At 65.8% G+C, this 13492-nt stretch carries 8 protein-coding genes; 7 read left to right on the top strand and 1 reads right to left on the bottom strand.

From position 1 onward, the window contains the following. Positions 1-42: 42 nt before the first annotated feature. The 5 genes from ACWW36_RS26380 to ACWW36_RS26360 are packed head-to-tail and all read left to right on the top strand — an operon-like array spanning position 43 to position 7464. Positions 43-1572 carry an alpha/beta hydrolase gene (locus ACWW36_RS26380; protein ID WP_456138882.1) on the top strand — a complete coding sequence of 510 codons (1530 nt, stop codon included), beginning with the start codon at positions 43-45 and terminating at the stop codon, positions 1570-1572. Between the two features lie 51 nt (positions 1573-1623). Next, positions 1624-2964, top strand: coding sequence for a type I glutamate--ammonia ligase (gene glnA, locus ACWW36_RS26375; RefSeq protein WP_456138881.1), 1341 nt, complete (start codon positions 1624-1626; stop codon positions 2962-2964). A 53-nt stretch (positions 2965-3017) separates the two neighbouring features. Then, a complete protein-coding gene (locus tag ACWW36_RS26370) occupies positions 3018-5975 on the top strand; it encodes a bifunctional [glutamine synthetase] adenylyltransferase/[glutamine synthetase]-adenylyl-L-tyrosine phosphorylase (protein WP_456138880.1) in 2958 nt (985 codons plus the stop codon). Positions 5976-5977: 2 nt separating this feature from the next. Then, a complete protein-coding gene (locus ACWW36_RS26365) occupies positions 5978-6607 on the top strand; it encodes a PaaI family thioesterase (protein ID WP_456142634.1) in 630 nt (209 codons plus the stop codon). Next, a complete protein-coding gene (locus tag ACWW36_RS26360; RefSeq protein ID WP_456138879.1) occupies positions 6604-7464 on the top strand; it encodes a TIGR03619 family F420-dependent LLM class oxidoreductase in 861 nt (286 codons plus the stop codon). Before ACWW36_RS26365 ends, ACWW36_RS26360 begins: the two co-directional genes overlap by 4 nt. 3 nt (positions 7465-7467) lie before the next feature. On the opposite strand, the gene ACWW36_RS26355 is transcribed toward ACWW36_RS26360, so the two are convergent. Further along, entirely contained in the window at positions 7468-12519 is a 5052-nt protein-coding gene (locus tag ACWW36_RS26355) for an Ig-like domain-containing protein (RefSeq protein ID WP_456138878.1), read from the bottom strand. Here ACWW36_RS26355 and ACWW36_RS26350 point away from each other — a divergent pair. Both ACWW36_RS26350 and ACWW36_RS26345 read left to right on the top strand, forming a co-directional pair. Continuing rightward, a complete protein-coding gene (locus ACWW36_RS26350) occupies positions 12491-12829 on the top strand; it encodes a hypothetical protein (RefSeq protein WP_456138877.1) in 339 nt (112 codons plus the stop codon). The genes ACWW36_RS26355 and ACWW36_RS26350 overlap by 29 nt on opposite strands. Before the next feature lie 183 nt (positions 12830-13012). Next, on the top strand, positions 13013-13339 hold the full coding sequence (locus ACWW36_RS26345) for a hypothetical protein (RefSeq protein ID WP_456138876.1): 327 nt from the start codon (positions 13013-13015) through the stop codon (positions 13337-13339). The last annotated feature ends 153 nt before the right edge of the window (positions 13340-13492 follow it).

Here is a 13492-nt window from a genome sequence, read left to right as displayed (position 1 = left end):
TTGTATTCCAGGGGCAGACCCATGCGGGGTCCGCGTGCAACCATGGCTGCCATGTGGCGGGCGGGACGGTGGACGGCGCTGCCGCTCGCCCTCTTCACGGTGTCCGCGATGACGTGCCCGGTCGCCTTGGCGACGCCGGAAGGTGAGTCGACCCAGCTCTATGGTCAGCCACCGATCTGGGGAAGCTGCGCGCGGTTCATCGGCGACACCACCGCGATCCCCACCGCGCAGTGCGGCACGGTGGCCGTCCCCGTCGACTACGCGAAACCCGAAGGCGCACAAGCGGAATTGGCCGTCATTCGGATACCCGCCACCGGCGACCGGCTCGGCACGCTGGTGGTCAACCCGGGCGGACCGGGAGCGTCAGCCGTCGAGACCGTCGCCAGCATGGGCGCTTCCTTGGCCGACACCGACATCACCCGCCGCTTCGACCTCGTCGGCATCGACCCGCGCGGCGTCGGGCATTCCACCCCGGAGTTGCGCTGCCGCACCGACGCCGAGTTCGACGCGTACCGCCGCGAGCCGATGGCCGACTACAGCCCCTCAGGCGTCGCACACATCGAGCAGCTCTACAAGCAAGTCGCGCAGATGTGCGCCGACAAGATGGGCACCGACTTCCTCGCCAACGTCGGCACCGCATCGTCGGCTCGGGACATGGATGTCGTGCGTGCCGCGCTCGGTGAAAACCAGATCAACTATCTGGGATTCTCCTACGGCACCCAGCTCGGCGCGGCGTACGCCGAGCGATACGGCGACCGGGTACGCGCGATGGTGCTGGACGGCGCGGTCGATCCGAGCCTGGATCCGGTCGCCGAGAGCATCCGCCAGATGGCGGGTTTCCAAACGGCTTTCAATGACTACGCCGCCGATTGCGCCCAGTCGGCCGGCTGCCCGTTGGGGACCGATCCGACGAAGTTCGTCGAGCGTTTTCACCAGCTGGTCGATCCGCTGGTGGCCAAGCCGGGCGGCACGTCGGACCCGCGCGGGCTGAGCTATCAGGATGCGATGACGGGCACCGTCAACGCGCTGTACACGCAGCGCTATTGGACATACCTCACCAGCGGGCTGCTCGGCTTGCAGCGCGGCACCGACGCGGGTGACCTTCTGCTGCTTGCGGACGACTACCAGCACCGCGACGAGTCCGGGCACTACCAGAATCTGCAGGACGCGTTCACCGCGATCCGCTGCGTCGACTCGCCGTACCCCACAGACCCGGCGGTGTGGGCGGACGCCGACCGGCAGATCCGCGAGGTGGCCCCGTTCTCGGCATACGGCAGCTTCACCGGGTTTGCCCCGCGCGACATCTGCGCGCTGTGGCCGGTGCCTCCGACCTCGGCCCCACGGCCCGCGGCGTCGCCCGGGCCCGGCAAGGTGGTGGTGGTGTCGACCACCCACGACCCGGCCACGCCGTATCAGGCTGGCGTCGACTTAGCTCGTCAGATGGGTGCAGCGCTGATCACGTTCGACGGCACCCAGCACACGGTGGTGTTCAACGGCGACCAATGCGTCGACACCGCGGTGGTGAACTTTCTGGTCGACTCAGTCGCGACGCCTGCCGATTTGCGATGCTAGAGCTAGCAGGCGTGTAACACAGAATTAACAGCCGGAACCTACGCTGCGGTCATGGATCGGCAGAAGGAATTCGTGCTGCGCACGCTGGAAGAACGCGATATCCGCTTCGTCCGGTTGTGGTTCACCGACGTGCTCGGATACCTCAAGTCCGTAGCCATCGCACCGGCCGAGCTCGAAGGCGCCTTCGAGGAGGGCATCGGCTTCGACGGTTCGTCCATCGAGGGGTTTGCCCGAGTGTCGGAAGCCGACATGGTCGCGCGGCCCGATCCGTCGACGTTCCAGATCTTGCCGTGGACCTCCAGTGCAGGCGATCACCATTCGGCGCGGATGTTCTGCGACATCACGATGCCCGACGGCTCGCCGTCCTGGGCCGACTCGCGCCACGTGCTGCGCCGCCAGCTGTCCAAGGCCAGCGACCTCGGCTTTTCCTGCTACGTCCACCCCGAGATCGAGTTCTTCCTGCTGAAGCCCGGCACGGACGACGGCACGCCGCCGGTGCCTGCCGACAACGGCGGCTACTTCGATCAGGCCGTGCACGACGCGGCGCCCAACTTCCGCAGGCACGCCATCGACGCGCTCGAGCAGATGGGCATCTCGGTGGAGTTCAGCCACCACGAAGGCGCGCCTGGCCAGCAGGAGATCGACCTGCGCTACGCCGACGCGCTGTCGATGGCCGACAACGTGATGACGTTCCGGTACGTGGTCAAGGAGGTCGCCCTCGGCGACGGCGTGCGCGCGTCGTTCATGCCCAAGCCGTTCGCCGAGCATCCCGGGTCGGCCATGCACACCCACATGAGCCTGTTCGAAGGGGAAACCAACGCCTTCCACAGCGCGGACGACCCGCTGCAGCTGTCCGACGTCGCCAAGTCGTTCATCGCCGGGATTCTCGAGCACGCCATCGAGATCAGCGCGGTCACCAATCAGTGGGTGAACTCCTACAAGCGGCTCGTGCACGGCGGTGAGGCCCCGACGGCCGCGTCCTGGGGTGCGGCCAACCGCTCGGCGCTGGTGCGGGTGCCGATGTACACCCCGCGCAAGGCCTCGTCGCGCCGCATCGAGGTGCGTAGCCCCGACTCGGCGTGCAACCCGTACCTGACCTTCGCGGTGCTTCTGGCCGCGGGTCTGCGGGGCGTCGAAAAGAACTACGTGCTCGGTCCGCAGGCCGAGGACAACGTGTGGAGCCTCACCCCTGAGGAACGCCGGGCGATGGGCTACAAGGAGCTGCCGTCGTCGCTGGGCGTCGCGCTGACCGAGATGGAGAACTCCGAGCTGGTCGCAGAAGCGTTGGGGGAGCACGTCTTCGATTACTTCCTGCGCAACAAGCGCACCGAATGGGAGAACTACCGCAGCCACGTCACCCCGTTCGAATTGAAGAACTACCTGTCGCTCTAGCTGCGGGCCGTGCGCGCGCGGTCGTGCAATAGCGGCTGCGCTACCGTGGCTGCGTGGCCAAACCTGCGACGCAGCGTCCGAAGCTGCCAAGCGTAGGCCGGCTCGGGCTGGTCGAACCCCAGGCCCAGGCGTATCTCGACCGGCTGGGCTGGAACACCGACGCCCACGTCGAGCTGCTGTGGTCACTGTCGCGGGCGCCCGACGCCGACACTGCCCTGCAGGCGATGGTGAGACTGGCAGACGCCGCAGACGATTGGCGCGAACTCAATGCGCGCTTGCTCAAGGACCGCGCTCTGAGGGGCCGGCTTTTCGGCGTGCTCGGTTCGTCGCTGGCGCTGGGGGATCAGCTTGTCGCACACCCGCAGTCGTGGCACCTGCTCGCGGGTCATGTGACGCTGCCGTCCGCGGAGGAACTGCGCGTCGAGTTCGTCGAGGCGGCCGAAAAGGCAACGGACGCAAAGGCCGCGCTGTTGCCGCTGCGCACACTTCATCGCGATCGTCTGCTGGTGCTCGCCGGACTCGACCTGGCGCCGACGGTCGAGAACGAACCGGTGCTGCCCTTCAAGACGGTCGGCGAGCATTTGTCCGACGTAGCGGACGCCGCTCTGGGCGCCGCACTGAATATCGCGACGCGCAGCGTATGCGGCGACGACGGTACGTGCCCGCGGATCGCCGTCATCGCGATGGGTAAATGCGGTGCCCGGGAACTGAACTACGTCAGCGACGTCGACGTCATCTTCGTCGCCGATACCGCCGACGCGATCGCCACGAGGGTGGCCGGCGAGATGATGCGGTTCGCCGGGGACGCCTTTTTCGAAGTGGATGCGGCGCTGCGACCGGAAGGCAAGCACGGCCAGCTGGTGCGCACACTCGACTCGCACATCGCCTACTACCAGCGATGGGCCAAGACATGGGAATTTCAGGCGCTGATGAAGGCGCGGCCCGCGGCGGGCGATGCCGAACTCGGTCGTGCGTACATCGCCGCGCTGATGCCGATGGTGTGGACTGCCAGCGAGCGTGAGGATTTCGTGCCCGAGGTGCAGGCCATGCGCCGGCGCGTCGAGGAGCTGGTGCCGGCGGGTGAGCGTGCCCGCGAGATCAAGCTGGGCACCGGCGGCTTACGCGACGTCGAATTCGCCGTGCAGCTATTGCAGTTGGTGCACGGACGCAACGACGAGTCGCTGCATGTCGCGTCGACGGTCGATGCGCTGGCCGCGCTCGGCGAGGGCGGCTACATCGGCCGCGACGACGCCGCGAACATGACCGCATCGTATGAGTTCTTGCGGCTTCTCGAACACCGCCTGCAGCTGCAGCGGCTCAAGCGCACTCACATGCTGCCCGCGACAGACGACGACGAGTCGCTGCGCTGGCTGGCCCGCGCCGCGCATATGCGCCCCGACGGTCAGCACGACGCGTTGGGTGTGCTGCGCGAGGAGCTCAAGCGCCAAAGCCTGCGCGTATCTCGCTTGCACGCCAAGCTCTTCTATCAGCCGTTGTTGGAATCAGTTGGGGCAGTTGGTATTTCGGAGGGAATGACGCCGGATGCCGCCGAACGACAGCTCGCCGCGCTGGGATATGAGGGGCCGCAGAGCGCGCTGACTCACCTCGCCGCACTCACTGGCCATAGCGGTCGACGCGGACGCGTGCAGAGGGTGCTGCTGCCCACACTGCTGGACTGGCTTTCCGACACACCCGATCCGGACACCGGCCTGCTGGCGTACCGGCGAATCAGCGAAGCGCTAGCCGACCATCGCTGGTATCTGTCCACGCTTCGCGACGAGGGCGCGGTCGCCAAGCGGTTGATGCAGGTACTCGGCACGTCGGCATACGTGCCCGAGCTACTGATGCGCGCTCCCGAAGTGATCCAGCTGTACGCAGACGGCCCGGAGGGGCCCAAACTGTGCGACGTCGATCCCGAATCGGTGGCGGGGGCGTTGGTCGCGTCGGCGGCGCGGCACGCCGATCCGGTGCGGGCCATTGCGGCAGCACGCACATTGCGCCGGCGCGAGCTGGCTCGGGTCGCGTCCGCGGATCTGCTCGGCATGCTCGAGGTGACCGACGTGTGCGGAGCGCTGACGTCGGTATGGGTGGCCGTTTTGCAGGCCGCGCTGGAGGCAGTGATTCGCGCCAACACATCCGACAAGGGTGCGCCTGCCCGCATCGCGGTGATCGGGATGGGACGCCTCGGAGGCAGCGAACTCGGTTACGGCTCCGACGCCGACGTGATGTTCGTCTGCGAACCCGAAGACGGTGTCGACGAATCCGTCGCGGTGCGGTGGTCGGTGAGCATCGCCGAACAGGTCCGCGCCCTGCTCGGCACGCCAAGTGCCGACCCGCCATTGGAGGTCGACGCCGGCCTGCGGCCCGAGGGGCGTAACGGACCGCTGGTGCGCACCCTGGCGTCATATGAGGCGTATTACGCGCAATGGGCCCAGCCGTGGGAGATTCAGGCGCTGCTGAGGGCACACCGGGTGGCCGGTGATCAGGATCTGGGGGAGCGGTTCTTGTTGATGGTCGACAAGACGCGTTACCCGCCCGGTGGGTTTTCGGCAGAAGCTGTTCAGGAGATCAGGCGCATCAAGGCCCGCGTCGACGCCGAGCGGTTGCCCCGAGGTGCGGACCCGAATACGCATACCAAACTGGGCCGCGGCGGCCTGGCCGACATCGAGTGGACGGTGCAGCTGATTCAGTTGCGACATGCCCACAAAGTGCCTGCGCTGCACAACACTTCGACCCTGCAGACCCTCGACGCGATCGGTGCCGCGGAGCTGATCGCCGAGGGCGACGTGGAACTGCTGCGCCAGGCGTGGCTGACCGCCACGCGCGCGCGCAATGCGCTGGTGCTGGTGCGCGGCAAGCCGACCGACCAGCTTCCGGGTCCCGGCCGTCAACTCAATGCGGTTGCACTGGCGGCGGGTTGGGGCAGCGACGACGGCGGAGAGTTTCTGGATAACTACCTGCGGGTGACCCGCCGGGCAAAAGCGGTGGTACGAAAGGTGTTTGGCGCGTGAGCATGGACTTCGGTTTCGACGTGATCAGCTCAGAGGAGTACGAGCGCCAGCGTGTGCTCTACGAGCCGCTGACCGATTCGATCCGCAAGCTCATTGATGCGGGCATCCACACAGACGTCGACGAAGCGACCGCCCACGACGCACGGGAAGCGATCGAAGCGGTGACAGCGATGCTGGCGAGTAAGCGGCGCACTGTCACGACGACGTTGCGCCATGAGGCCACTGGCCGTCCATTGGCTTGGGCGAATCCCGCTGTCGGGCTGCGCAATGCGATCGCGCCGCCGATGGTCATCCATCATGACGAGGATGGGCGAGCGTGGAGTGAGTTCAATTTGAGCGGCGCATACGAGGGCCCGCCGGGTTGGGTGCATGGCGGGATCTGCGCGCTGGTGCTCGACCACATACTCGGTGAGGCGGCCAGCGACGGGCTGACCAAGCCGAAGTTCACCGGCACCATCACGCTTCGCTATCTGCGGGGAACACCGCTCGGGCCGCTGCGCGCCGAGGCCTTCATCGAACGTATCGAAGGTGTAAAGACGTTCGCGCGGGGCTACCTCAGCGATGCCAACGGCACCACCGTCGAAGCCGAAGGCGTGTTCATCCAACCGACGTGGGCGCGGGACGCGGGATGAAGTACTACATCAGTCCGGCGTTTCTCGAAACCCGAGAGATCCTCGAAATAGCCAAAGCCGCCGATGATCTGGGCTACGACGGACTTGGAATTCCCGACCATGTCGTCAACCTGGAGACGCTGGCGACGCCGTATCCCTACACCAAGGACGGCCAGCGCCGGTGGCAGCCATTCACTGATTGGCCCGATCCGTGGGTGCTGGTCGGCGCGCTCGCGCAGGCCACGACCCACCTGCATTTCGTGACGACGGTGTACATCCCCGGCATGCGGGATCCGTACTCGGTCGCCAAAGCCGTTGGGACGGCCGCCTATCTAGCGGGCGGACGGGTGGAGTTCGGCATCGGCGTCGGGTGGTGTGAAGAAGAGTTCACGCTGATGGGTCAGCGGTTCGATCGTCGCGGCAAGCGCACCGACGAAATGCTCGAACTGATCCGTGCGCTCTGGCAGCCCGGCTGGACCGAGTTCGACGGCGAGTTCTACCAGACCCCCCGGCTGGAGATGGAGCCGACGCCACCGCACATCCCGATCTACGTCGGCGGGTTGAGCGAGATCGCGCTGAAGCGGGCGGCGCGCAACGACGGCTGGATCGGTGACCTGATCACCACCGACCGGGCCATCGCAGCAGCGCAGCGGTTACGCGAGTTGAGGGCCGAAAACGGTTTGTCGATGGACGATTTCACCATCCTGACGCCGCTCACCGACGCGCTTACGATCCCGGACTACGAGCGTGCCGAGGCCGCGGACATCACCCACATTCTGACGATGCCGTGGATGTTCTACACGGGCGCCGAGTCGACCACAGCCGAGAAGATCGACGGTATGCGCAAATTCCGTAAGGATCTCGCGCTCGACGGCTGACTCTCACGCGAGGACTGTGACCGACGCCAACTGTGGGTTCGTGGCGGCCCACAGCGCCATGCTGTATGCGGACTGCTTCAGGGTCCAGTCGTCGCGCAGCACACCGAAGGTGTAGTCGACCCATCCGCTGTTGGTGGAGGTGTCGCGTGTCGTATAGATGAAGGACGGTCCCGCATATGGGATCTGGCTCCAGCTGTTCAGGTAGTCCTGGATGTAGGCGGACTGGGTCGCCTCGCTGGCTACCGCTGTGGGTTCGCCGTACTCAGTCGACCAGATCAGCTTGTTGCCGTCGCCGTTGGCGACCATGATGTCGTGCATCAGTGCCATCTGATTGATCGGCGACAAATTGCCGTAGGGCCCACCCTGGGAGAACGGCAGCGTGTAGTGGTACGGGTGGAAGGACAGTGCATCGAAATACCCCGCCGCACCGGCGTCGTACATCTGCTGCAGATAGTCCACCGGATTGACGTAATAAGGTGGCCAGGTTGCGATCGAAATGAGCACTCCGCCAAGCACAGTCGCGTTCGGATCGGCGGCCTTGATGGCCGTGTAGCCCGCCTTCAGCACCGCGGTATAAGCGGCCGCATCTGGTGTCGGCGCCCAGAAAGCGGAGGTGTTGGGCTCGTTGTAGATCTCGTAGGCCGTGACCTTGCCCGCGTAGCGTGCGGCCACCAAGCCGGCGAACTCAGCGTATTGCGCGACGTCGGTCGGCGCACCCGCGTACGCCGGCTGACCGGGCGTAGCGGCCCAGTCCGGTGTCGAGTTCAGGATCCCAAGCACACCCATGTGGCGCGCGTAGGCGGCGTTGACGACGTTGTCGACATTGGTCCAGGTGTAGACGTCTTTCGAAGCCTCGACGCCGGCCCACGGGATCATGATCCGGACGTTGTTGACGCCCATGGCCTGCATCTGGTCGAGCGTCTTGTTGATGTCGGCCTGCGACATGAAGTACAGGCCCGAATCGGCGAACCCGACCGTCGTATTCGACGTGTTGATCGTGTTGGTCGGAGTCGTCAGGGGAGACCAGTTGTAGGTGAGCATTTGGCTGACGGTGCCGCCGTGGCCGTCGTTCACCGTGATAGTGAATGTGTCGGTCCCCGAGGTCATCCCGGAGTAGTAGGCGGTATTCGGGGTATAGGTGAGAAGGCCGCCGCCGGAATTAAAGATGGTTCCATGTGCGGGTTGTGTCGCCACTGTGTAGGTCAGGGTGTCGGCGTCGGCGTCGGTGCCGACCACGTCGTAATACCCGGTTCCTGTTATCGGGGTATGAACTTCGACGGTCTGGTTGGGAATGGTTGGTGCGATGTTCTTGGGGACGATCGTCACGGTGACCGGGATGGCGAGCGTTCCGCCGTGCCCGTCGCTGACGGTGATGTTGAAGGTGTCCTGTTTGTCAGCGGCCGTAGCGGTATCGGCTGCTGCGGCGTGCCGCGCGGCGGCCGTCGGGGTGTAGGTGAATGCGCCGCTGGAGTTGACGCTCACCGTTCCCTTTGTTGTGGTGCTGCCGGTGTAGGTCAGCGGATCGAAGTCGAGGTCGACGGCGAACACCGTGCCGGTGACGACTCCGGTCGTGCCGTCGGGTATGCCCGCAAGGGCCGTCCCCGTCGGTGCGTTGTTGGCGGGGCCGATAGTCACGGTGACGGGGACATTGGTCGTGCCGCCGTGCCCGTCGTTGATGGCGACGGTGAAGGTGTCTTGTTTGTCGGCCGCGGTGGCGTTGGTGGCCGCTGCGTTGTGGCGGGCGGTGGCGGTCGGCGTGTAGGTGAAGGTGCCGTTGGAGTTGACGGTCACGCTGCCCTTGGTTGTGGTCGTGGAGCCGCTGTAGGTCAGCGTGTCGGCGTCGGCATCGGTGCCGTTGACGCTGCCGTTGACGACACCGCTGTTGGCGTTGGGTGTGCCCACAGTGGTCGTCGCGGTCGGCGCGGAGTTCTTAGGCGAGATCGTCACGGTCACCGCGGTGGTGGTCTGTCCGCCGTGGCCGTCGTTGACGGTGACGGTGAAGCTGTCTTGTTTGTCGGCGGCGGTGGCAGTGGTGGCCGAAGCGGCGTGGCGCGCGGCGGCGGTCGGGGTGTAGGTGAAGGTGCCGTTGGAGTTGACGGTGACGGAGCCCTTGGTGGTGGTTGTCGAACCGCCGTAAGTCAGGGTGTCGCTGTCAGCGTCGGTGGCGGTGACGGTGCCGGTGACGACGCCGGTGGTGGGGTTCGGCGAACCCACGTTGGACGTCGCACCTGTCGGTGCGGTGTTGGTGGGGCTGATGGTGACCGTCACCGGGACAGAAACGATGCCGCCGTGGCCGTCGTTCATGGCGACGGTGAAGGTGTCTTGTTTGTCGGCGGCGGTGGCGTTGGTGGCCGAGGCGTTGTGGCGGGCGGTGGCCGTTGGAGTGTAAGCGAAAGACCCGTCGGCGTTGACGCTGACGGATCCCTTGCTGGTGAGGGCTGAGCCAGCGTAGATCAGTGTGTCGCCGTCGGGGTCAGTGCCGTTGACGGTGCCGAGGACGACTCCGGTGGTGGCGTTGGGGGTGCCCACGGTTGTTGTGGCGGTGGGGTTTTGGTTGGCGGTGGAGGTGTTGGCGACTTTGGTGACGGTGTTGGTGTTGGTGTTGGTGAGGTAGGTGTAGGTGCCATTGGGTGCCACCGCGGCACCCCAGCTGTAGGTGTTGTTGGGCAGGGCGGCGATGGTGGTGTTGGTGGTGGTGTCGAGCACGGTGACGGTGCCGGTGCCGGCGCCGGTGCCGAGGCTGGTGACGAACAGGCGCGCGCCGTCGGGGGTGAGGGCCAGTCGGTAGGGCAGGGCCGGCACCGAGATGGTGGCGGTGGTGGCGTTGGTGGTGGTGTTGACCACGGTGACGGTGTTAGAGCGGTAGTTGGCGATGTAAAGGCGGGTGCCGTCGGGGCTGGCGGTGATCGCGATGGGTGCGACGGTGCCGGTGGTGAAGGTGGCGGCGACGGTGTTGGTGGTGGTGTTGAGGACGCTGACGGTGTTAGAGCCGTAGTTGGCGATGTAAAGGCGGGTGCCGTCGGTGCTGATGGCCACCCCTACCGGGGCGACGCCTACGTTCACGGTGGCGGTGACGGTGTTGGTGGCGGTGTCGATGACCGAGACGGTGTTGGCGCCGGTGTTGGTGACATACAACCGGGTGCCGGCGGCGTTGAGGGTGACCCTTTCGGGGTTGGTGCCCACGGTGATGGTGCCGGTGACGGTGTTGGTGGCGGTGTTGATCACCGAAACGGTGTTGGACCCGTAGTTGGCCACATAAGCGCGGGAGCCATCGGGGGCGGCGGCCACGTCAATGGGTTGGACGCCCACGGTGATAGTGGCAGTGGCGGTGTTGGTGGCGGTGTTGATCACCGAAACGGTGTTGGACCCGAAGTTGGCCACATAGGCGCGGGAGCCATCAGGGCTGAACACCACCCCCATCGGCGCAGACCCCACCGTGGTCGAGCCCACCACCGGCGCCGGCGTCGACACCAGCGACACGGTGACCGCGGTAGTGGTTTGTCCGCCATGCCCGTCAGAGACGGTGACCGTAAACGAGTCTTGTTTATCAGCAGCGGTGGCGGTGGTGGCCGCTGCGGCATGGCGCGCGGCATACGTCGGCGTATACGTGAACTGGCCGGGGCTGGTCATGGTGATGGACCCTTTGCCGGCGGGGGTGCTGACGGCGTAGGTCAGTGTGTCGCCGTCGGGGTCAGTGCCGTTGACGGTGCCGAGGACGACTCCGGTGGTGGCGTTGGGGGTGCCCACGGTTGTTGTGGCGGTGGGGTTTTGGTTGGCGGTGGAGGTGTTGGCGACTTTGGTGACGGTGTTGGTGTTGGTGTTGGTGAGGTAGGTGTAGGTGCCATTGGGTGCCACCGCGGCACCCCAGCTGTAGGTGTTGTTGGGCAGGGCGGCGATGGTGGTGTTGGTGGTGGTGTCGAGCACGGTGACGGTGCCGGTGCCGGCGCCGGTGCCGAGGCTGGTGACGAACAGGCGCGCGCCGTCGGGGGTGAGGGCCAGTCGGTAGGGCAGGGCCGGCACCGAGATGGTGGCGGTGGTGGCGTTGGTGGTGGTGTTGACCACGGTGACGGTGTTAGAGCGGTAGTTGGCGATGTAAAGGCGGGTGCCGTCGGGGCTGGCGGTGATCGCGATGGGTGCGACGGTGCCGGTGGTGAAGGTGGCGGCGACGGTGTTGGTGGTGGTGTTGAGGACGCTGACGGTGTTAGAGCCGTAGTTGGCGATGTAAAGGCGGGTGCCGTCGGTGCTGATGGCCACCCCTACCGGGGCGACGCCTACGTTCACGGTGGCGGTGACGGTGTTGGTGGCGGTGTCGATGACCGAGACGGTGTTGGCGCCGGTGTTGGTGACATACAACCGGGTGCCGGCGGCGTTGAGGGTGACCCTTTCGGGGTTGGTGCCCACGGTGATGGTGCCGGTGACGGTGTTGGTGGCGGTGTTGATCACCGAAACGGTGTTGGACCCGTAGTTGGCCACATAAGCGCGGGAGCCATCGGGGGCGGCGGCCACGTCAATGGGTTGGACGCCCACGGTGATAGTGGCAGTGGCGGTGTTGGTGGCGGTGTTGATCACCGAAACGGTGTTGGACCCGAAGTTGGCCACATAGGCGCGGGAGCCATCAGGGCTGAACACCACCCCCATCGGCGCAGACCCCACCGTGGTCGAGCCCACCACCGGCGCCGGCGTCGACACCAGCGACACGGTGACCGCGGTAGTGGTTTGTCCGCCATGCCCGTCAGAGACGGTGACCGTAAACGAGTCTTGTTTATCAGCAGCGGTGGCGGTGGTGGCCGCTGCGGCATGGCGCGCGGCATACGTCGGCGTATACGTGAACTGATTGCCGGTCATCGACACCGAACCCTTTGACGGGGTGGTGGTCACCGAGTACGACAACGAATCTCCGTCAGCATCAGTCGCATTCACTGACCCCTGCACCACGCCATCGGTCGCGCCAGGCGTCCCGACGGTGACCGACTGCACCTGCGGGTCGCTGTTGGCGGCGACGGCGAGCGTGCTGAACGTCTGGGTCGTGGAGAGTGTCTGGCTGGTGGTGGTCACACCGGCGGTGCGAGCCGCCGTGGTGTCATTCGTGACCAAGCTATTGCGGCGCGACGCTGCCCATGCGAGTTCAAGCATCGATGCGGGCGCGGCAGGCGTTGACGGCGAATCCGAAGCGAATGGATTCACCGCGGTCCAACCGAACAGGCCCGCAATCATCTGCGCGACGTTCAGCGGCCTTGCCACAGTCGCCGGAGTCTCAGCGGTCTTGATCGCCGCCACTGCCGGTGTGGTCACGACATTCTTGGACACGGTGACCGAGCTGGTCGCGGACGAGGAGTCAGCCGAGGCATCCGCAGCCGGCGTATGAGCAGCCGCCGTCGAGCGATTGTCGCGCGAAGGCCTATCCGAATCCGAAGCTCCTCCTGCAGACCGGTCGGTCGCACGGGGGGTTGTAGTGGTCTTGCGTTCTGACTGGTCCGAACGCCCGCCACCTGGACCTAGGTCGGATGCTCGCTGATGGTCGGCCGACCGCGAAGACTTATGGGTTGTCGTGCGCGTTCCGGTCGTCGGTGTGGGTGACGGCGTCGGCTCGGCCGAAGGGTCCGTGGCCTCATCAGTGGACGGTGTAGTGGTGCCCGTGCTGTCTGTGCCGGCGACCGGCGTCGAACCGGAGGGGTTCGTCGTTGACCCCGTCGTCGTTGACCCCGTGGTCGTTGACCCCGTGGTCGTTGACCCCGTCGACGTTGTCGTCCCCGACGTTGTCGTACCCGACGAGGAAGTGGAATCCGTCGTGTCGGCGAAGGCTGTCGCTGGATTCGACGCGATCGCCGCACCGACTCCTAACGCAACCGCTAGTGCTCCCACCCGTCCGACGTGACGCGCATACCCCATTGTCGTGCCTCCCCGATCCGCCTCCCCGGCGGCAATGCATAACTCAGCTTATTTCCCGAGTTGTTAAAAAGATATCGGGTGAAACCCTAAGGTTTGCTTAACTCGATCCCCCGAGGTTTGCTGGCGGCAACTTTTTGGG

The organism is Mycobacterium sp. MMS18-G62 (genome assembly GCF_053877835.1).
The sequence above is the reverse complement of the archived record's forward strand: the minus strand, read 5'-3'. Positions and strand labels throughout refer to the sequence as shown.